The organism is Nocardia sp. CDC159, from assembly GCF_023740735.1.
Lineage (GTDB): Bacteria > Actinomycetota > Actinomycetes > Mycobacteriales > Mycobacteriaceae > Nocardia > Nocardia pulmonis.
The window spans coordinates 240766-262126 of the sequence record NZ_JAMRXH010000010.1; the positions used below are offsets into that span (position 1 = coordinate 240766).

The window sequence follows — 21361 nt, forward strand, 5'->3', positions numbered from 1 at the left end:
TCACTGCGCCATCCGCTGGCGGGAGCGGGGCATTATGCATAATTGACGAATTATCATGGAGTTCTAAAAGCTTCTGCTGCTACGGTTTTCGGCGTCACGGGGGTGTTGACGCAGGTTCGACAACCATCCTGTAGTGGAGGCCATATGACCGCGGAACCCATTGCTGTCGTCGGCATGGCATGCCGTTTTCCCGGCGGCATCGACAGCCCCGAAAGCTATTGGGAATTCCTGAAATCGGGCCGCCATGTCGTCGGCGAGATATCGCCCGAGCGTTGGGCCGGTTATCGGGCGGCGGGTGACGGCAATGCCGCGGCGCTGCGCCAGGCCAACCCGCTGGGCGCATATCTGGACGACATCGCGGGATTCGACGCCGAATTCTTCGGCATAGCCCCGCGCGAGGCCGAGCTCATGGATCCGCAGCAGCGGATGACGCTCGAGGTGGCTTGGGAAGCTCTGGAGCACAGTGGGATAGATCCGCAGGCCCTCGCGGGGAGCGATACGGGCGTGTTCATGGGCGTCTGCTGCGACGACTACGGTCGCCGCCTGCTCGAGAATCTGCCCCGGCTGGAGGCGTGGATGGGGATCGGCTCCTCGCTGTGCGGGGTGGCCAATCGGGTGTCCTACGCGCTGGATCTGCGCGGACCGAGCATTGTGGTGGACACCGCCTGCTCGGCCTCGCTGGTCGCGGTGCATCAGGCCTGCCAGAGCCTGCGCGCGGGGGAGAGCACACTCGCACTGGCCGGTGGTGTGATGCTGGTCGCGAGCCCGAGCTTCGCGCTGGTGCTCGCAGCCGCCGGCGCGACGTCTCCGGACGGCCGGTCGAAGGCGTTCGACGCCTCGGCCGACGGGTACGGGCGCGGTGAGGGCTGCGGCGTGCTGGTGCTGGAGCGGCTGCGCGACGCGCGGCGGCACGGCCATCGGGTGCTGGCGGTGATCCCGGGCAGCGCGGTCTGTCAGGACGGCCGCACCGACGGCATCATGGCTCCCAGCGGCGCCGCGCAGGAACATATGGTCCACAAGGCTTGCCGCGACGCCGGAATCGACCCCGGCACAGTCGATTACATCGAGGCGCACGGCACCGGCACGGCCCTGGGCGATCCGATCGAGATCGGCGCACTGAGCGCGGTCGTGGGTACCGGGCGAGCCGCCGACCGGCCGTGCCTGATCGGTTCGGTGAAGACGAACATTGGTCACCTGGAGGCGGCCTCGGGGGTGGCCGGGGTGATGAAGGTCGTGCTCGCGCTGACCCACGCCGAGATTCCGCCCACGGTGATCGCCACCGAGCCGAATCCGGCCATCGCCTGGGATCGCTCGGGACTGCGCATCGTCGACCGGCGCACCGCGTGGCCCGCGGCCGATCGGCCGCGCCGGGCCGGAATCGCCAACTACGGCTACGGCGGCACCATCGCCCACGTCCTCGTCGAGGAGGCGCCCGCGGCCGAACCCGTTTCCGAACCACCCGTCGGCGCGGGCCCGCGGCTGTATCCGCTGTCGCATGCGTCGACGGCGGGTATGCGCGCGACCGCCGCACGCCTGGCCGACTGGCTCGAAACCCATGATGCGCCTTTGCAATCGGTGGGCCATACGCTCGCCCACCGCCGCGCCCATCTGGATGCGCGCGCCTGCGTGGTCGCCGCCGACCGCGCCCAGTTGGCCACCCGGCTGCGGCAACTGGCAGCCGGGCACGACGTGGTCGGCATCGCGTCGGCACGCGTGTCGCGCGCGACACGCGGCCGCGACGCGGTCTGGGTGTTCTCCGGACACGGCGCGCAGTGGGTCGGCATGGGCCGCGACCTGTTGCGCCGCGAGCCGCTGCTGGGGCGCGCCCTGGACGAGCTGACCCCGATCGTCGAAGCGGAGCTGGGGTTCTCGCCGCGACAGGCCCTACTGTCCGACGACCTCGGCGATGTCGCCCGGGTCCAAACCCTGATCTTCCTCGTGCAGGTCGGCCTGGACCGGATCTGGCGGTCCTATGGGCTGCGGCCCGCGGCCGTCGTCGGCCACTCCGTCGGCGAGGTGGCGGCCGCGGTGAGTGCGGGCATGCTCGACATCCGGGATGCGACGCGGCTGATCTGCCGACGCTCGCTGCTGCTGCGCCGCGTGGCGGGCAAGGGGCGGATGGCGCTGGTCGATCGCTCCTTCGCCGAGGTCGAGGCGCGCCTGTCGGGCCGCCGCGACGTGGTGGCCGCCATTGCCGCCGCACCGAATTCGACGGTGCTGTCCGGCGCGTGCGCCGCCGTGGAGGAGGTGCTCGCGCAGTGGCAGGCCACGGCGGAGCTCACCGTGCGGTGGATCGACTCCGATGTGGCCTTCCACGGTCCGGACATGAAACCGCTGCTGCCCGATCTGCGACAGGCGCTCGCGGCGCTCATGCCCGGGGAACCGACCCTGCCGGTGTACTCCACGGCGCTGGCCGATCCGCGCGCCACCGATGCTCGCGACGCGGAGTACTGGGCGGCGAATCTGGGCGATCCGGTGCGCTTCGCGGCGGCGATCGCGGCCGCGGCGGCCGACGGGCACCGCCTGTTCGTCGAGATCTCCGCCCATCCGGTGGTGACGCATTCGATCCGGGAAACGCTGGCCCACAACCACATCGACGATGCCTTCGTGGCGTGCACGCTGCGCCGCGGACAGCCGGAGCAGGCCGCCCTACTGGACAACCTCGCGGCGCTGTACTGCCACGGCGCCCGGGTCGACTGGTCGGTACTCCAGCCGTCCGGCGAGCTGGCCGACCTGCCGAACATCGCCTGGCAGCATCGCAGGTACTGGGTCGATGCCGTATCGAGTCCGGGCGGGGCCGCCAGCAGCCACGATCCCGAGGAACAGACTCTGCTGGGCAGCCGCACCGTCGTCCAGGGCGGCTCGCCGGTCATACTGTGGCAGACGCGGCTCGACTTCGCGACCCGTCCCTACCCCGGCGGGCACGCCGTCCTGGGCACCGAAGTGATTCCGGCCGCGGTCGTACTGAACACCTTCGTCGCCGCGGCGCGGACCGAACTGCCGGTGCTGCTGACCGATCTCGAACTGCGCGTGCCGGTTTCGCTGTCGGCCCCGCGCGATCTGCAGGTCGTCGCGCAGGACTCGGCCCTGCGCCTGAGCTCGCGTCTGGTCACCGACCGCACCGATCACGGCTGGCTGACCCACGCCACCGCGACGCTGGGCGGAAAGCCGCTCGACCGGCCCGTCGATCCGGAGATGATCCGGCGGCGGTGCGATGAGCGGTTGGATCCGGGCGCGGTCACGACCCGATTACGTCGAATCGGCGTGGACGGCATCGGATTTCCCTGGCGGGTGACCGAATTGCGGCGCGGTGCGGGATGTTTGATCGCCCGCATCGACACCGGCGACACCGGAGCGCGCCGGTGGGGCAGTGCGCTGGACGCCGCACTGTCGGTGGCTCCCATGATCTTTCCGGGTACGCCGATGCTGCGGATGCCGGGCCGCTTCCGCACGGCCTGGTTCGTCGACACACCCGACACGGAGCTCGTCGTCGCCGTCGATCTGGTGAAACCCACCGGCCCGCAGACCGATTCGGACGCACCCGAGCAGGTCGACGTGGACATCGAACTCCTCGGACCCGACGGCGTCCGCATCGCCTTCCTGACCGGTGTGCGATTCGGCGCGGTCGAGCGCGAACTCGGCGACGATCTGGTCGCCGAGCAGAGCCCGGGACCGGCGGACTGGTCGGAGCTGTCGGGCGTCGAACTCGGCGACCACCTGGCCGACGCGGTGCGCGCGGCCGTGGCGACCGAATTGCGCATCGAACCGGCCGAATTGGATCTCCGTCGGCCGCTGGCGGAGATGGGTGTGGACTCCCTGCTGGCCACGGCCGTGCGGCAACGCCTCGGCCACCGGTTCGGCGTCGCGGTGCCGGGTTCGGTGCTGTGGGACCGTCCGACCGCGGCGGCCCTGATCGACTATCTGGCCGAGACGCTGGCTCCGACGGAGGTGGTCGCCGAATGAGCGATCCGCGCATCGAGAAATTCGTGCGGAACTTCGACCCACACGATCCGGATTTCACCCCCGAACTGGCCACCGAGGTGTATCGCGAGATCCGCGACCGCTGCCCGGTCACCCGGACGGCGGCACACGGCGGGGTGTGGGTGCTCGGGCGCTACCGCGACGTGCACGCCGCCCTGCGCGACCACGAGACCTTCCGCTCCGGGCACGGCGTCTTCCATCCGCGTGCGGCCGGAACGCCGTATTTCCCACCGCTGGAATTCGATCCGCCCCACCACACCTCCTATCGCGCGCTGGTGAAGCCCCCGCTCACCCCGGCCGCGGTGCGCGAGCTGACGCCGCGGATCGATCGAGTCGTGGACGATCTGCTGCGACCGCTGGTCGAGCGGGGCGGCGGGGATCTCGTCGCCGGGCTCGCCGTTCCGCTGCCGCTGACCGTGCTGTGCCTGGCGCTCGGCGTCTCGGCGACGGTGGGCGAGCGGATCCGGGAGTTGACCGCAAACACCTGGCGGCGGATGCCGACCGAGGACAATCCGGACGGCTTCTGGCCGCAGTTCACCGCGCTGTTCGCGGCCGAGATCGCCGGTGCCCGAGCCGAACCCCGTGACGACTATCTGTCCTGGTTGGTCGGCCAGCGCTTCGGCGACCGCCCGCTGACCGATGCGGATGTGGCGAACATCCTGGTGCCGCTGAGCATCGCGGGCCACGAGACCACGATGAACGCGATCAGCCACCTGCTCGCTCACCTCGCCGCCGATCCCGAATTGCAACGGCGACTGCGCCGCGAGGCCGACCTGGCGCCGCGGGTGATCGACGAGACGCTGCGGTTGTGGACGCCGGTCGATCACGGCACCCGGCGCACCGCCCGCGCGGTGTCGGTGGGCGGGACGACCATTCCCGTGGGTGCCCGGGTGATGCTGTTGTCCGGCAGTGCGAATCGCGATCCCGAGGAGTTCGACGCACCCGACGAGTTCCGCCTCGATCGCCCGGCGAACCGGCATCTGTCCTTCGGCCACGGCATCCACTTCTGCCTCGGTGTGCATCTGGCCAGGGCGGAACTGAGCGCGGTCCTACGCGGGCTGGCCCGCATCCCGATCGTCGAATCGGCGGGCCCCGTGCGGCGGTTCTACGAGAACGGCAGGCATATGTGCATCGACAAGCTGCCGGTGCGATTGCGCGGGGAGGAGCGGTGACGGCGCGGCCCTATGCGCGTGGCGAGCTGATCCACGAGTTGTTTCGCCGGTGCGCGGCCGAGCGGCCGGAGGCGATCGCACTGATCCACGACGGTCGACGCATCGGTTATCGCGAATTGGATACGGCCGCGGGGATATTCGCCGCCGAGCTGCGTGGTCTCGGCGTCGGACCCGGTACCGTCGTGCCGGTCATTATGCCGCGCTCGGCGCGGCTGGTCGTCGCGCTGCTGGCCGTGCTGGAGTGCGGCGCGGCCTATTCCGCCTTCGATCCCCGTTGGCCCGACGAGCGGATTCGCGACCTGCTCGGGCTGCTCGCACCGCCGGTGGTGATCAGCGACGAACTGCTGCGCGCGGGCGGCGTGCCGACCTGCCGGGTGCCCGAATCCGGCGCGGTCACGCTGTCGCGGCCGGATGCTCCGGCGGTCGAAGTCACCGGCACCAGCCCGTGCGCGGTGTTCTTCACCTCCGGAACGACCGGCAAACCCAAGGGCGTGGTGTCCCCGCATCGCGGGACGGTGCGGCTGTTCGGGGACTGCCCGTTCGCGCGATTCGGGCCCGAGACGGTCATGCCGCTGGCTGCGGCCGTGCCCTGGGACGCCTTCGGCCTGGAGTTGTGGAGCGTGCTGATGAACGGCGGCTGCTCGGTGATCATCGACGAGCCGTATCTCACCCCGGGCGCGCTGCGCGCGGGTGTCGAGCGGTACGGCGTCGACACGGTGTCGCTCACCGCCTCGGTGTTCGCCATGTTCGTCGACGAGGACCTCGACTGTTTCACCGGCATCGGGCAACTTTTCGTGGGTGCGGAGCGGGTCTCTCCGGAGCATGTCCGGCGGTTCGTCGAGCGGCATCCGGCGATCCGGTTGGTGCACTGCTACGGCCCGGCGGAGAGCACCATCTTCGCCACCACCTACCGAGTGACGGCCGGGGATCGGCTGCGGGAGAACGGGATTCCGCTCGGACTGCCGGTGCCCAACACCGGCGTGCACCTGTGGGACGACGGTGAGGTCCTCGAGCCCGGACGCCGCGGGGAGATCGTGCTCACCGGCGACGGCCTGGCCCTGGGCTATCTGGCCGATCCCGAGCAGACCGCCGCGCGGTTCGTGCCGCTGCACCTGGACGGGGCACAGCGGCTGGCGTATCGCACGGGCGATGTGGGATACCGGGACGCCGACGGACTGCTCTACTTCGACGGCCGAGTCGATCGGCAGGTCAAGATTCGCGGGCATCGCGTCGAGCCGGCCGAAATCGAGCGCACCGCGGCCGAACTGCCCTGGCTCGGTCGGTGCGCCGCGGTTCCGCTGCCCGATCCGGCGGGTGGCTATCGCGGGCTCGCGCTGTTCTATCGGGGCGAACACCCCGACGGTGACACCGCCCGGCGGTTGCGTGCGCACCTGGAGAACCGGCTGCCGGGGTATCTGGTGCCGCGGCTGCTGCAGGCGGTGGCCGATTTTCCGTGGAACGACAACGGAAAACTCGACAGCGCGGCGCTGCTGTCGCGCATCGATCGGAGCGCGATCGAACCCGTGTGGCCGGACGAGAGGACGACGCGGCTGCCGTTCGTGGCGGAGGTCGCCGCCGCCTTCGGCTCGGTGCTCGGCATGCGAACCGTGCCGCACGAGGTTTCGTTCGTCGCGCTCGGCGGCGATTCGCTGGGCCTGGGCAGGCTCGCGACCCGGCTGTCCGCGCGGCTGTCCCTGCCGGTTCCGCTGTCGATCCTGACGCGCTACCCCACGGTGGTCGAACTGGCGCACTGGCTGACCACGGCGGCCCCGGCCGCCGACGGGAAATGCGCGGTCGAGACGGCCGACCGGGTGCCGCTGTCGCCGATCCAAGCCTTCTTCGAGGCACGCCACCGCGCCGATCCGGCCAGTCCGGCGTATCACTGCCTGATGGTCTGGCGCATCGACGGTCCGGTCGAGCGGAGCGTGCTGACCGACGCGATGATCGATCTGCACCTGCGCCACGAGCCGTTGCGCGCGGCGTACCGGCACCTGGGTGCGGATCCGGTCGCGGTGCTGCCCGACCCCCCGCCGCCGGTGCGGCTCATCGATCTGCGCCGCATCCCCGACGCGACCGCCGCCGAGACCGAACTGCTGGCCGTGCTGACCGCTCCGCTGGATCTCGCGGCGGGACTGATCTGGCGCGCCGCGATCGTGGACGTCGGCGCGGACTGCCTGCTCGGTGTCGCGGTGCACCACGTCGCCTTCGACGGATGGTCGGAGGCGGTGTTGGCGAAGGAACTCGGCGACTGCTACGCCGCGCGCAGCGGCCGCGCCGCGCCGTGTTTCGATGCGGCCACCGCCACCCTGGCGGAACTGGAGAGCGAGCGTCGTCGCCAGCTCGCGCTCGCCGACCTCGCGACACAGCGCGCATACTGGCGAAATACGCTGCGCGACATCCCATTCCTGGACTTTCCCGCGCCGCGCTCCGCTGTCCCGTCCGGGCCGGTCGGCGTCCGGGCGCGTCGGATCGGCGCGGCCGGAATGCGGCGGGTGGATCGGTTGGCCGCACACCACCGCAGCACCCGATTCACGGTGCTGTTCGCCTGTTACGCGTGGGCGCTGCACACCGTCACGGGCCGCTCGGATTTCGGCATCGGCGTGCCGATCGTGAAGCGCGAGACGCCGATTCGGCAGCGGGCGATCGGCTGCTTCATCGACATGATCATCGTGCGGGTCCGCCTGGCCGGCGCGGACGACCGCGACGGGGCCATCGCGGCGCTGCACACCGCCGTGCAGGACGCGCTGTCCGGCCAGGACGTGCCTTTTCTCGAATTGTCCGCGATGGCACCGCGACCCGAGTCGGGCCGGACCTCGCCCCATCAAACGATGTTCGCGCTGCAGAACAACGAACGTCCCGCATTGACCCTGCCCGGCCGCACCGCGGAATTTCGACGCATGCCCCGCCAGCGTGCCCCGTTCGAGCTGATCACCGAGGTGTGGCCGCAATGCGACGGTTCCGCGATGGTCGAATTCACCTACCAGAGCGAGCGGGTGGCGACGGAATTCGTCGATCGGGTCGGCAGGCATTTTTTCGACGCGATAGGAGAGTAGCGGTGTCTACTGCATTGCCTGCCGCCCTGGCAGGGCTGGCGATCGATTACATCGGATTCCAGGTCGATTCGCTGTCCGAGTCGACCGCCGAGTTCGTCGATCGATACGGCTTCATCAGCGATACCGCCACCGCCGCCGGTTCGGTCCGGCTGCGTCAGGGCGACATCACGATCGTGCTGACCACCAGCGACGACCCCGATCACCCGGCTCGAAAATACGTCGCCGCACACGGCGACGGGATCGCCGATATCGCGCTCACCACCAGTGACGCCCGCGCCGCCTTCGCCGCGGCCGTGCGGCGGGGAGCGCGGCCGGTGACACACCCGGCCGTCGATCCGGACACCGGGGCGGTGACCGCCACCATCGGCGCCTTCGGCGACGTCGTGCACACCTTCGTGCAGCACGGCGCCGCCCGGCGCGGCGTTGCCCCGCTGTCCGCCGCGCGGTTGGCGACGGTGGATCACATCGCGGTCTGTGTCCAGCCCGGGCGCCTCACCGCCACCGTCGAGTTCTACCGGGACACATTGGGGTTCGCCGTCGTCTACGAGGAGCGCGTCGTCGTCGGCGATCAGGCGATGCTGTCGACGGTGGTGCAGAACGATGCCGGCGGGGTGACGTTGGTGCTGATCGAGCCCGACCCGACCGCGTCGCCCGGGCAGATCGACGCGTTCCTTCGCGATCACGGCGGCCCGGGGGTGCAGCACCTCGCTTTCGGCACCGACGACATCGTGCAATCGGTCGGCGCGCTGCGCGCGCGGGGCGTGCGCTTCCTGCGGGCGCCGGATGCGTATTACACGCTGCTGGCCGGGCGGGCGGCGCTGGACCGCCATACCGTGCCCGAACTGCGGGCGCGCGACATTCTGGTCGATACCGACCACGACGGTCAGCTGTTCCAGATCTTCACCCGCTCCACCCATTCACGCGGCACCTATTTCGCCGAGATCATCGAGCGCCAAGGCGCGCGTACCTTCGGCAGCGGCAATATCCGGGCACTGTACGAGGCCGTCGAGCTCGAGCACGAAGGGTCCGCGATCCGATGACCGACGTCCTCGACGACCTGCGCTCGGTGCATTCGATCGACGAGCTGCGCTGCCGGGCCGAACAGCGGATGCCCGCCGATATCCGGGATTTCGTCACCGGCGGGAGCGAGTCGGAGCAGACCCTGGCCGCCAACCGGGCCGCCCTCGACGGCGTTCGACTGGTGCCGCGGGTGATGGTCGACGTCGACCGAGTGCACTGCGGCGCAACGCTTTTCGGTCGTCCGGCGAGCGCGCCGATGGCGGTGGCGCCCATGGCTTATCAGCGGCTGGTGCACCCCGACGGCGAACTGGCCTCCGCCCGCGCCGCCGCGGCGGCCGGAATCCCCTTCACCGCAACCACACTCAGCAGCGTTCCGGTGGAGTGGATCACCGCCACCGGGGCGGACACCTGGTTCCAGCTGTACTGGCTGCGCGATCGGGCCCTCATGCGGAAGCTGATCCGGCGCGCCGAGGCGGCGGGCTGCGCGGCGTTGATCCTGACGGTCGACGCGCCGGTCATGGGACGACGGCTGCGCGATATGCGCAACGGCTTCGCCGTGCCCGACACCGTGCGGGCGGTCCATCTGCCGGAGGAGGCCCGCGGCCCCGCCCATCTCCGCCGGGCGGGGGCGTCGGCGGTGATCGCGCATACCGAGGACCTGTTCGACCCCGGGCTCTGCTGGTCGGATCTGGGGTGGCTGCGCGACAACACCCGACTTCCGCTGGTGCTCAAGGGTGTTCTGGATTCGCGCGATGCCGCGCTGGCCGCGGCGTTCGGTATCGACGCGGTGATCGTCTCCAATCACGGTGGCCGGCAACTCGACGGTGCGATCTCGAGCATCGACGCCCTGCCCGGCGTGGTGGAGGCGGTCGACGGGAACTGTGAAGTGCTGCTGGACAGCGGAATCCGGTGTGGAACCGATGTACTGCGCGCGCTGGCCCTCGGCGCGCGCGCCGTCCTGATCGGCCGACCCGTGCTGTGGGGGCTGACGCTCGCCGGTGCGGACGGCGTCGAGTGGACGTTGTCGCTGCTGCGGCAGCAACTGCATACGGCCATGCGCCTGGCCGGATGTCCCGATCTCGCGTCGGCGGCGAACCTGGGCACCAGAACCGTCACACCGTCGTGGGATGTGGTGATGTTCGAATGACCGAACTGCGACTGTCCGATCTGCACCCGGGCCTGGCCGATCCGGCCGCGGAGTCGATGAACTTCCTCAACGAGGTGGCCAACCGGTTTCCCGATGCGGTGTCCTTCGCCCCCGGTCGGCCCTACGAGGAGCTGTTCGAGCTCGATGCGATACCGCGCTATCTCGACAACTACTGTCGCCACCTGCGGGAGCACTGCGGGCTGACCGAGGACCGGATCCGGCGGACGCTGTTTCAGTACGGCCGCACCAAGGGCATCGTGCACGACCTGATCGCCGAGCAGCTGCGCCTGGACGAGGCCATCGAGGTCGATCCGGAAACCATCGTCGTCACCGTCGGCTGCCAGGAGGCCATGGTGCTGGTGCTGCGCGCGCTGCGCGCCGACGTGCGCGACGTGCTGCTCGCGGTGACGCCGACCTACGTCGGACTGACCGGCGTGGCGCGCCTGCTGGACATGCCGGTACTCGGTGTCGCGGCGGGTGAACGGGGTGTGGATTTCGAGGATCTGGACCTGCAGGTGCGACGGGCGAAACAGGCCGGGTGGCGTCCCCGCGCGCTGTATCTGGTGCCCGACTTCGCCAATCCCTCTGGAATCAGCCTGGATCCGGCGACCCGGCACCGGCTGCTCGACGAGGCGCGGCGCCTGGACCTGCTGGTACTCGAGGACAATCCGTACGGGATCTTCCACGCCGAACCCGACCGCCGCCCGCCCACCCTCAAGGCGCTCGACCGGCACGGCCGAGTGATCTATCTCGGCTCCTTCGCCAAGACCGGATTGCCCGGTGCCCGTGTCGGGTTCGTGGTCGCCGACCAGCCGGTGACCGACCGCGGCCGCGTCATCGGTCCGTTCGCCGACCAGCTGGCCAAGGTCAAGAGCATGTTCACGGTGAACACCTCGCCCATCGCGCAGGCCGTGATCGGCGGCAAACTGCTCGAGAACGGTGGCAGCGTGGGGAAGGCCAACGCGGCCGAGATCGAGGTGTACCGCCGCAATCTGGGTCGGCTGCTGGAGGGATTGCGTGCGCGCTGCGCGGATCTGCCGGTGCGGTGGAATACCCCGCGGGGCGGCTTCTTCGTGGTGCTGGACGCGGGCTTTCCAGTGGACGACGAGTTGCTGGAGCTGTCGGCGCGCGAATACGGCGTGCTGTGGACGCCGCTGTGCCACTTCTACGACGGGCATGCGCCCCGAAATCAGCTGCGGCTGTCGTGCAGTGCGCTCACACCCGCGCAGATCGATATCGGGTTGGATCGGCTGGACGCGCTGCTGCGCGACCATCATCTGGGAGGTTCGCGATGAACGCGATCGACGACGTCGATGAGATCCGGTCGTGGCTCGCGCCACAGCAGCGGCTGATGACGATGTTGCAGGCGTCGCTGGTCACGCAGTTGCTCGCGGTGGCCGCCGAATTGGGTATCGCGGATCTGGTCGCCGACGGCCCGCGCGAGGTCGGCGAATTGGCCGCGGCCACCGCCACCGACGCCGCATCGCTGTATCGGGTGCTGCGGGCGCTGGCGAGCGTCGACGTCTTCCGCGAGGTGGACGGGCAGCGCTTCGCGGCGACCGAATTGTCGGACGCGTTGCGCACCGACGCACCCGGATCGATACGGAACTGGGCGCGACTGTGGGGGCTGCCGGAGCGCGGCCGGGCGATCAGCGAACTGCTCGTCGGTGTGCGCAGTGGCCGCCCGGCGTTCGAACAGATCCACGGGACCGACTGGTGGTCCCATCTGAGCGCGCATCCTGAGCAGGCCGCGCTGTTCAACAGCGCCATGGGAGATCTGGCGCGCCAGATCCACGCCGCCGCCGTGGCCACCTGCGACCTGTCCGGCGTTCGCCGCCTGATCGATGTGGGCGGCGGCCACGGCCACCTCGCGGCGACGATCCTGCGCCGGTATCCGGAGATGACCGCCGTCGTCTACGACCGCCCGCACGTAATCGCCGACGCCCCAGCGGTTGTGGCCGCCGCCGGTGTCGCCGACCGCATCGAGCTGATCGGCGGCGACTTCTTCGCATCGGTTCCACCCGGCGGCGACGCCTATCTGCTGTCGATGATCCTGCACGACTGGGACGACGCCCGCGCCCACCGAATCCTCACCGCCATCCGCGCGGCCATACCCGCCACCGGTCGGCTGCTCGTCATCGATGCCGTGCTGCCCGAACACAATTGCGAGCACGACGGCATCTTGCGCGACATCATCATGCTGGCCCTGCACCCCGGCCGGGAACGTACCCTCGCGGAATTCTCGGCGCTGCTGCGCCGTGCTGGTTTCCAGCACACCCACACGAGCGCTTTGGCGGCCTCGACTGGATTACTGGTTGCTATCCCGTGTGAAACACGCGGATAGGCGGTCACAGCTACAACCCGACGATCGGTCTGTCGAGAATTCTCGATTTGTGTAACAGTGGACGAGGTCTGCACGATCCAGACTTTGTTCGTTCAGTGCGCAGATCTGCTGTTTCACGTCCGTAACCACCGAGATTCGGAAAAGAGGTTGGGATGAGATTCATCACATTTATTGGCGCGGCTGTGGTGCCTGCTGTAATGGCCGGATTGATGTCGAGCGGATCCATTGCGGCCGCCGACAGCGAGGTGTTCAAGGAGTTCGAGGCGGCGCCGGTCAGTGCGCCGGTTCCGGGGTGTACGGGGACGGCTCGGGCCTCGGTGCGCGGGCAATCGGCGATTCCGTCGCCCGCGTACGAGGGCATGGATGTCGGGAGTTACACGTTTTCCGAAGTGACCGTGTGGTTCGATCGGGACAAGTCCGATGCGCCGGTTGTGCCCGATTCTGCCTGCGCGCTGCCGGCGACGGTCACATTGCGCAACCTGGATACCGGGGCCGAGAAAACCGAGACGGTAATGGTTACGCCCACCGGTTTTCGGCAGGGTGGGGCTCAGGTGAGCCTTCGCGGGCCGGGCCGGATCGAGGCGTCGGTGAGCACCAACCCCAATCCGGCCACGATAGAAATCGTCGTCCCGCAGCCTTAGCGCCCGGAACTCTTCGCACCCTTTCCCGCTCTTCGCACCCGTTCCGACTGCCTGGAACCGGTGCGAAGGGCGATACAGGGTGCGAAGGTTGGGTGAGGCTATCGTGGGCGCGTGGTCGAAGGCGGATGGGCTCGGCGAGCCGTTGGGCTCGGCGTGGTTGTCGGCCTGGTGCTGGCGGTGTATCTGGTTGGGAAACCGGAACCCCGGGCCGCGGTCGGTGCGAGCGCTGTGAATTCGCAGGTACGGGTGTGGGCGCGCGCGATCACGCTGACCACCGACGACCGCGGAGCCTCGGCGAAGATCGCGAACGGGCAGCCCGGCGATTCGGTGTGGCTCGACCGGATCGGCGTCGAAGCCGAAAGAGCGGATACCGCAACCGTTTCCGCGGGCGCCACCACCGGGCAGACGCGGTGGCTCCGATACGACAACGGTCCGGTGCGCGCCTGCGGGAAGGCCGGTGACCGTCCGGAAATCCGCTGTACCCGGTGGACCGCGGCGGCCGACCGACCACCGGACCGGCGGCTGCGGGCCGTCGAGCGACTGCTCGACCGCTACGACATGGGAACGGGGTTGTGGCACAACGACCCCGGTATCTGGCAGAGCGCCAACGCCCTGACCGCTGTGATCGACTTCGCGGCGCGCACCGGCGATCCGCAGTACCTCGCCTATGCCGACGCGACGTATCGGCACACCGATCGGGGAGTGCCCGCGAAGACCGGCTACAACGACGACGAACTGTGGTGGGCGCTGGCCTGGATCCGGGCCTTCGACCTCACCCACGATCCGCGCTACCGCACGGCCGCACGGCCGATCGTGGATGGGCTCGACGATCAGCGGGCGTCGTTCTGCGATGGCGGGCTGGCCTGGGCGCGCGTGGGGACCGATCCGGAACAGCGGCCGTGGACGCAGGTCAACGCGATAACCAATGCGCTGTACCTGACGGCGACCGCCCAGCTGAGCACCCGGGTCGAACCCGCCGACCGCTCGTCGTATCTGGCTCGCGCGCAAGGGATCTGGGACTGGTTCACCACCCGCGCCGGACGTGCGCTGCTCGATCCCTCCGGATTGATCAACGACCACCTCGACCGCTCGCCGGACGGCAAGACCTGCGCCCTCGCCGACGAGGGCACCCGGTGGACCTATGTCCAAGGCGCGCTGATCGGCGGACTGGTCGCGCTGCATCGGGCCACCGGACGCGAGGATCTGCTCGCCACCGCCGATACGATCGCGGCGGCGGCGACCCGCGCGGGCTCACCGTTCATGCGAGACGGCGTCCTGCGGGAACCCAGCGCCACGAACTGCCCCGGCCCCGAATGCCGCGACGCGGAAACCTTCAAGGGCGTCTTCGTCCGCAACTACCGCCAACTGCTGGACACCGGCCGTTCCCGGACCGCCAGCCTGGAATTCCTTGCCCACCAGGCAAATTCACTGCCAATCGATTCCGACGAATTCGGTTTCCGATGGCAGGGCCCGGCGCGCCCGGACGACCCGCCCGATTTCGCCACCCAAGCCGCGGCGCTGGATGCCCTCAACGCGATGTGAGCGAGCGGCACATCGCTCGGGCGAGATGTGGGGCGCTGGTCGTCACGAATTGGCGGCCGAGCCCACGGCGCTGGGTTTGGCGTCGAGGTCGATGTCGAAGGTCTCCGCGAATCGTGCCGTCCCCAGGTAGTGGCCGACCAGCAGGGTGAGCGTGACGAGGTATTCGTCGCCCAGCGCCGCGCGGGCCGCGTCGAAGGTCTTTTGGGGCACACGGAAATTCGCTACGCATTCGTCGACGTAGCCGAGCGCGGTTGCCGACAGCTTGTCGAGTGTCGCGTAATCGCCCGTCTGCACCGCATCGATCTGCTGGTCGGATGCTCCTGCGTCCTTGGCCCGGCCGACGTGTTGGAGCCATACGTAGTCGCAGCCGGTGAGTGTGCCGACCCGCAGGATCGCCAGCTCCCGCAGGGCCGGGTCGAGGGAGGACTGCGCGAAACTCATGCTCAGCCGCAGATAGCCCTCCGCGATTTCGGGGCTGGTCGTGAGCATGCCTCTGATCAGGTTGGCGGGGAAAGCCTCATACACCCGGCGTTTGTCGGGCTCCATCTCCGACGGGTCGAGAAGTTTTATCCGAGCCATCAGAATCCTCCTACGGGATCAGCCCGCCGTCGACGGGCACCGCATGTCCGGTGATGTAGCTGGCTGCGTCGGAGCACAGCCATGCCGCCGTCTCGGCGACCTCAATGGGTTCGCCGAACCGTCCCAAAGGGATTCGGGACACCATCGATTCGGTGAGGGATCCGGTCTGCATGGCGGTTTCCATCATCGGCGTTCGGATCCCGCCCGGACAGAGGGCGTTGACCCGAATGCCCTGTCGGCCGTACTCGGCCGCGCCCTGTTTGGACAGTCCGACGACCCCGTGTTTGGCCGCGTCGTAATCCGCCTGCCGTGGAAAACCCGCCAGGCCACCGACGGAAGCGTTGTTGAGAATCACGCCCCCGCCTTGGGAAAGCATTTGCGGGATCTCGTATTTCATCGAAACCCATACGCTGGTGAGGTTGACCGCGATCATCCGGTCCCAGTTCTCGGTGGTGATCTCGTGTAGCAGAGCCGAGGTTCCGGAGATGCCCGCGTTGTTGAAGGCGCAGTCCAGGCGGCCGAATCGGGTCACGGCCGCGGCGACCATGGCGGCGACGTCGTCGTGCGAACACACATCGGTTCGTACGAATATCGCTTCGCCACCGGCATTCTGGACCGCATCCGCGAGTTCGCGCCCTTTTTCCTCGTTGAGATCGGCCAGTACCAGGCGTGCGCCCTGCGTGGCGAACACCTGTGCCGCTGCCGCACCGATACCCGACGCGGCACCGGTGATCAGCGCAACCTTGCCGTCGAGAAGGTTCATCCCCATTGCGTTTTCCGCTCGAAAACGCCGGATTCGACGAGCTGGGCGGAAAGGGAGTCCGGTTTGCGTTCGGCGTGGTCCTGGCTGACACGCCGGGTGTAGTCCCGATAGGCCTGGCGTGGCCATTTCCGCAGGACGGCGTCGACGAAGTCCGCGTCGAACTCGTCGGAGAACTCGCCCCGGTTTTCCATGGCGCAGGCCATGGCCAGCAAGGCCACTTCGTGCCTGGGGTCCTGGAAGGTCGTGGGGTCGACGTGGAGCAGGGTCGCTTCCTTCACGGTCTCGGCGCGCTTCTTGGGGTAGCCGTGCTCGAGGAGGAACTTCTCGGCGGCGTTGCCCCCTTCCACCTCGAACGATTCCGGCCCGTCGAAACGCTCGGTCACACCGAGGTCGTGCAGCATGGCCTCCAGGTACAGCAGCTCCGGGTCCACCTGCCAGTTGCGGTTTTCGCCGAGGGCACAGCTCCACTGGTAGACCCGCTGGCAATGGTTGACCAGCACCTCGGGTGCGCAGTCGGTCAGCAGGTCGGTCGCCGCCCGGGCCAGCGCCGTATCCGGCGCCGCCGCCATATCCGCGTGTCCAGACATATTTTCTCCCCTTTCGATCGAAGAGGGTGCTCGAACACCGAGCACCTTTGTCGTGCGCGAAATGCAGTCGACCGCTCTGTCAGCCGTTGTACGGCGTGGCGGGCGGTGCGCCGACGCCGGGTTCGACCCGATAGATGCGGCCCGCGTTGGGGTCGGCGGCGCGTTGTTCGGCGGTCATCTGGATCTGAGAGGTGGTGATGAACAGGACGTCGCCGTTCGGGCCGCCGAAGCAGCAGCTGGTGACATTGGGAGTGGATACGTGCACGCGCGCGGCCAGGGTGCCGTCAGGGGCATAGCGATGGACGGTGCCGGTGGTGGCGCCCTTGTTGTAGACCGCGACCCACAGGCACCCCTCGTCATCGATGCACATGCCGTCGAAAGCGTGGTAGCGCTTGTGGCTTCCGAGGTCGACCAAAGTGCGCCGGTTGGTGATCGCGCCGCTGTCGAGGTCGTAGTCGAAGGCGTCGATCCGGTAGTCGGAACTGTCGATGTAATACATCGTGCGGGTGTCATGGCTCCAGGCCAGTCCATTGGACCAGCTCACCTCCGAGAGAACCGGACGGGCGGTGCCGTCGAAGCGGAACAGCTGCCCGCGATGGTGCGGGAAGTCGCTGTTGTACTGCGCGGGCATGAAACCCGCCCAGAAACGGCCCGCCGGATCACACTTGCCGTCGTTCATCTGCACGACGGCGGGGTCCCCCAGCTCCGGGGTGAGCGGGGTGACGGTGCCGTCGGTCGCGAGGTCCAGGATCTGCGTACCGGCTGCGACCAGCCAGCCGCCGCGGGCCTTGGGCACCGCCGACCCCAGCCACTGGCCGGTCTCATAAGCCTTGATGTCGGTGACCTGTGTGCCGTCGACGGCCGCCGTGCGCAGCACGCCGGTACCGGAGTCCACCCAACCCAGCCGATTGTCGTACCAGAAGGGGCCCTCCGCGTGCTCCACACGCACCGAGCAGGGTTCAGCGGTCAATTCGACAATGCGGCCATCCTTTGTTGCGAGTTTGCTGGTCATAGCAGTTTTCCTTCCAAGTTGACGAACCAGTCGGTAACTCAACTACACTTGAAGGCTAACTCCATAACCCGTTCCCGCGCGCCCCCTCGACGTCAATATGACGTAATAGACACCCGCTGCGGCGATCCGCGCCGGGCGATTCGGCCGGAGACTCGCGGTCCCGTCACGTTCGTCAATAGATTGCCATGAAGTAACTCACGATTAGTCTAGAGGCCAGTGTGCGGTCGGCCGAGGAAATTTCCGATTCATTCGCCCTATCGAGGAAAGTGAACAGATGAACGATTCGCTTCTCGGGGACAAGGTTGCTCTGATTACCGGGGCCGCATCGGGAATCGGTGCGGTGGCGGCGCGGGTTTTCACCGCGCACGGTGCCAAGTTGGTTTTGGCGGATCTGAATGATGAGAAAGGCAATGAACTCGCCGCCGAGATCGAAAATTCCGGCGGGGAAGCTCTGTTCGTGCACACCGACGTCAGTTCGGAGGACGACGTCGCGGCGATGATGCGAGCGGTGGTCGAACGGTTCGGCCGTCTGGACTGTGCGTTCAACAACGCCGGTATCGACGGCCACCCCGCGATCGCACACGAGGTCACCCGGGCGGACTGGGACCGAATGCTCGCTGTCAATCTGACCGGCGTGTGGCTGTGCCTGAAATACGAGCTCCCACAGATGCTTTCGCAAGGCGGCGGCGCCATCGTCAACACCGCCTCGGTGGCGGGACTACGCGGTTCCCCGCGCCAGACCTGCTACACCACCGCCAAACACGGCCTGATCGGATTGACCATGGTCACCGCGGTCGATTACGCCGCAACCGGCATCCGCGTCAACGCCATCTGTCCGGGCACGATCCACACGCCCATGCTCGACGACGGATTCCGAAAGGGAATCCTGGACAACGAGAAAATGCTCTCTCGAATCCCCATGGCCCGCCACGGCGAACCCGAGGAAATCGCCGAGGCGGCGGCGTGGCTGCTGTCGGATGGGGCGAGTTATGTCACGGGGCAGGCACTGCCGATCGACGGGGGCTGGACCACGCACTGAGGCCGCGCTGGGTGTTGTAGTCACGCGATGTGCACCCACCGATGGAATGTCCTATCTTGCAGCATGTTTCGGTTCGTGGTGGTGCCCCCGCCTTCGGAACCGCCCGGTCCGGTTTCGGGACCGTCAGCGAGAATGGGCGTCGGGGCTGACACTGGGAGCTGTGGACACGCCGTCGGCGCAACGAGAGTTCTCCGCGTACGGACTGTCGCACTGGGTGGCGCTGGCCGTATTCGTGGTGGGTGCGATAGTGATCGTCCGGATAGGGCGCAGTCACCGAAGTGCTGACACCGCACGATGTTTCGGTCGGATCTTCGGCGCATTGACGCTGGCGCTGTATCTGACGATCTACCTCGTCGCACTGGTTCCTCCGACCATCGATCGCGCTGTTCCGCTGCGCCTGACCGATCTGGCAACCATGGTCGCCGCGTACGCGCTGTGGTCGCACCGCCCCTGGGCGTGCGCGCTGACTTACTACTGGTGCCTCACCTTGAGCACGCAAGCGCTCGTGTCGCCCGCACTGCAGAGCCTCGACTTCCCGCACCCCGAGTTCGTGGCCTTCTGGGCGATCCACCTGGTCGTGGTCTGGGCGGCGATCTATCTGACCTGGGGTATCGGCATACATCCGGACTGGCGCAGTTACCGCATCGCCGTGCTGACCACCACGGTGTGGGTCGCGGTCACCTTCGTATTCAATTCCATTGCCGGGACCAACTACGGATTCGTCAACGCGAAACCCGCCACGCCGTCGCTGCTCGATGTACTGGGCCCCTGGCCCTGGTACCTGGCCACCGTTGCCGTTCTCCTCCTCTTCGTGTGGGCCTTGATGACCTGGCCCTGGACTCGACCGGCGCGCAACCGATGAGGCGAGTTCCGGGGCGCGGCGCCGGATGCTCGGTTGAAGGTCGAACATGATTCACGCAACACGGCCCTGGCGGTCCGACTCCACCTTCAGCTACCGTTCAGCAAACGATCGCATGACCAGTTGATCGGCGCACCTCGATTCGAGGGAGTCCCCATGGTTGTTGTGAACGGTCCGCTCGACGGGCACCGGCCGCGCCGGAGCCGCAGGACGTCGGTCGTCGGCGTGGGTATCAGCGTTGGCGCCGTCAAAACGGTATCGGCGTCGGTCACCGGCGCCGGGCGGACCGCGGTCTCGAGCCGCAAGACCGCCGTGACAATCGATCCGTCCGGCGCCGCCGCGGCCGAGGCCGACGGCGCCCTCGGTACCGTTATCGCCGATTTCGCGGATCTGGCCCGGGAACCGGAGACCGTCACGGTCGCGGGCCGGGTCTGGTCCCCGACGATGCTGATCGCCTCGCTGGTGTGCAACCTCCTCGATTCGGTCCGCCCCGCCGCGGATGTCGCCATCACCTACCCCGCCGTTTACTCCGACAAACAGGTGGAGTTGCTGCGGCAGGCGCTGGAACTGTCGGTCACCCGGTCGGTGCTCCTGGTGCCCGAACCGGTCGCCGCCGTGGAATGGCTTGCGCACGAATGTGATACACCGGACCCGGGGCTCGTCCTCGTCTACGATCTCGGCGCGACCTCCTTGGACGTCGCACTGGTGCGGGTCGGTCCGGGGCAACCGATGATCGTCGGCACACCTGTGCGCTCCTATGATTTCGGCGGCAGGCCCCTCGGCGAGTGGATTGCCGAGAAGGTCGCCCCGTCCGGCGACGGTCGGCCGCCTTCCGCGCTCACCGACTGCGACGAGCTGCGAGCCGCGCACGTGCGCTACTCGTTCCGCGTGGTCGACGAATGCTTGCGATCGGCGTTGACGAGCATCAGCGAGGTCGATCGAATCCTGGTGGTGGGCGGCGCTTCCCGAGGGTCCGAAGTCGCGGGTGTCATGGCAGAACTCGGGCGTCCCGTGGTCGCATCGGCCGATCCGGGGCATAGTGCCGCGATCGGAGCCGCCGTCCGGGCGGCCCGGACCGCCGACGCGCGGGTGGTCGAGACCGCGCGCACGGGTCGTCGGCCGCTGGTTCTGGCCGGGGCCGCCGCATTGTCCGTCGTGGCGGTGTCCGCGGGGACGCTGTTCATGCAGCCGGGACCGACGAAGACCTCGCAACCGCAGGCCGTCCTGGCACCGCAGAACGCCCCCCGAGAACCGAGGGCCCAGAACGAGGACCGTCGGTTGAAGACCGCGGCGCAACCGAATCCGCCTTCCGCGGCACTGCCTCAGCCGCCCGCGCCACCGCCGCCCGCGGCGCAGCCACAGCAGGTGGATTCGACGAGTGCAGGCGATCCCGTCTCGCCGGACACCTCCTCCGGCGCGTCCGACGCACCGAGTGGTCCGGAGGTCGACGTGCCTTCCGACCCGCAGCCCGACGCGCCTACCCCACGCCGGGAACGCCACCGCACCGAGCATCGTCCGCATCACGGGCCCGCACAGCTACCGTTCGGGCGTCACCGACACGATGGTGCCCACGGTCGATTGCCGTGAATCACCTTCCGCGGTGCGGAGATTCGCAACCTCCG

At 68.4% G+C, this 21361-nt stretch carries 16 protein-coding genes; 12 read left to right on the top strand and 4 right to left on the bottom strand.

Going from position 1 to position 21361, the window contains the following annotated elements; all coding sequences use genetic code 11:
- Positions 1-144 precede the first annotated feature (144 nt).
- The 9 genes from NDR87_RS22945 to NDR87_RS22985 all read left to right on the top strand — a co-directional run bounded on the left by NDR87_RS22945 (position 145) and on the right by NDR87_RS22985 (position 14900).
- Positions 145-3963 carry a type I polyketide synthase gene (locus tag NDR87_RS22945; RefSeq protein ID WP_251914934.1) on the top strand — a complete coding sequence of 1273 codons (3819 nt, stop codon included), beginning with the start codon at positions 145-147 and terminating at the stop codon, positions 3961-3963.
- Positions 3960-5153 carry a cytochrome P450 gene (locus tag NDR87_RS22950; RefSeq protein WP_251914933.1) on the top strand — a complete coding sequence of 398 codons (1194 nt, stop codon included), beginning with the start codon at positions 3960-3962 and terminating at the stop codon, positions 5151-5153. Before NDR87_RS22945 ends, NDR87_RS22950 begins: the two co-directional genes overlap by 4 nt.
- Positions 5150-8206: an AMP-binding protein gene (locus tag NDR87_RS22955; protein ID WP_251914932.1), complete on the top strand. Its 3057-nt coding sequence runs from the start codon at positions 5150-5152 to the stop codon at positions 8204-8206. The genes NDR87_RS22950 and NDR87_RS22955 overlap by 4 nt, the downstream gene beginning before the upstream one ends.
- Before the next feature lie 2 nt (positions 8207-8208).
- On the top strand, positions 8209-9246 hold the full coding sequence (gene hppD / locus NDR87_RS22960) for a 4-hydroxyphenylpyruvate dioxygenase (protein ID WP_251914931.1): 1038 nt from the start codon (positions 8209-8211) through the stop codon (positions 9244-9246).
- Positions 9243-10373, top strand: a complete 1131-nt coding sequence (locus tag NDR87_RS22965) for an alpha-hydroxy acid oxidase (RefSeq protein WP_251914930.1) — start codon at positions 9243-9245, stop codon at positions 10371-10373. Before hppD ends, NDR87_RS22965 begins: the two co-directional genes overlap by 4 nt.
- Positions 10370-11668 (top strand): PLP-dependent aminotransferase family protein, encoded by a 1299-nt coding sequence (locus NDR87_RS22970; protein WP_251914929.1) that lies wholly within the window; start codon positions 10370-10372, stop codon positions 11666-11668. The genes NDR87_RS22965 and NDR87_RS22970 overlap by 4 nt, the downstream gene beginning before the upstream one ends.
- Positions 11665-12717: a methyltransferase gene (locus NDR87_RS22975; RefSeq protein WP_251914928.1), complete on the top strand. Its 1053-nt coding sequence runs from the start codon at positions 11665-11667 to the stop codon at positions 12715-12717. The genes NDR87_RS22970 and NDR87_RS22975 overlap by 4 nt, the downstream gene beginning before the upstream one ends.
- Before the next feature lie 152 nt (positions 12718-12869).
- Positions 12870-13358, top strand: a complete 489-nt coding sequence (locus NDR87_RS22980) for a hypothetical protein (protein ID WP_251914927.1) — start codon at positions 12870-12872, stop codon at positions 13356-13358.
- A gap of 111 nt (positions 13359-13469) precedes the next feature.
- Positions 13470-14900, top strand: a complete 1431-nt coding sequence (locus tag NDR87_RS22985) for a glycoside hydrolase family 76 protein (protein WP_251914926.1) — start codon at positions 13470-13472, stop codon at positions 14898-14900.
- Positions 14901-14942: 42 nt separating this feature from the next.
- Here the strand turns inward: NDR87_RS22985 and NDR87_RS22990 are convergent, their stop codons facing one another.
- The 4 genes from NDR87_RS22990 to NDR87_RS23005 form a co-directional block, all read right to left on the bottom strand.
- Positions 14943-15389, bottom strand: coding sequence for a carboxymuconolactone decarboxylase family protein (locus NDR87_RS22990; protein ID WP_251914925.1), 447 nt, complete (start codon positions 15387-15389; stop codon positions 14943-14945).
- Between the two features lie 100 nt (positions 15390-15489).
- Positions 15490-16248, bottom strand: a complete 759-nt coding sequence (locus tag NDR87_RS22995; RefSeq protein WP_251914924.1) for an SDR family NAD(P)-dependent oxidoreductase — start codon at positions 16246-16248, stop codon at positions 15490-15492.
- The gene (locus tag NDR87_RS23000) at positions 16239-16811 is read right to left on the bottom strand and encodes an HD domain-containing protein (RefSeq protein WP_251941207.1); all 573 of its coding nucleotides are present in this window, start codon (positions 16809-16811) and stop codon (positions 16239-16241) included. Before NDR87_RS23000 ends, NDR87_RS22995 begins: the two co-directional genes overlap by 10 nt.
- Positions 16812-16908: 97 nt before the next feature.
- Entirely contained in the window at positions 16909-17841 is a 933-nt protein-coding gene (locus tag NDR87_RS23005; protein ID WP_251914922.1) for an SMP-30/gluconolactonase/LRE family protein, read from the bottom strand.
- Positions 17842-18115: 274 nt separating this feature from the next.
- Between NDR87_RS23005 and NDR87_RS23010 the strand changes: the two genes are divergently transcribed.
- From NDR87_RS23010 to NDR87_RS23020, 3 genes are all read left to right on the top strand, one after another.
- A complete protein-coding gene (locus NDR87_RS23010) occupies positions 18116-18880 on the top strand; it encodes an SDR family NAD(P)-dependent oxidoreductase (RefSeq protein WP_251914921.1) in 765 nt (254 codons plus the stop codon).
- Positions 18881-19040: 160 nt separating this feature from the next.
- Complete coding sequence (locus NDR87_RS23015; RefSeq protein ID WP_251914920.1) at positions 19041-19742, top strand: TIGR02206 family membrane protein; 702 nt, start codon at positions 19041-19043, stop codon at positions 19740-19742.
- 153 nt (positions 19743-19895) lie between these two features.
- Entirely contained in the window at positions 19896-21326 is a 1431-nt protein-coding gene (locus NDR87_RS23020) for an Hsp70 family protein (RefSeq protein WP_251914919.1), read from the top strand.
- The last annotated feature ends 35 nt before the right edge of the window (positions 21327-21361 follow it).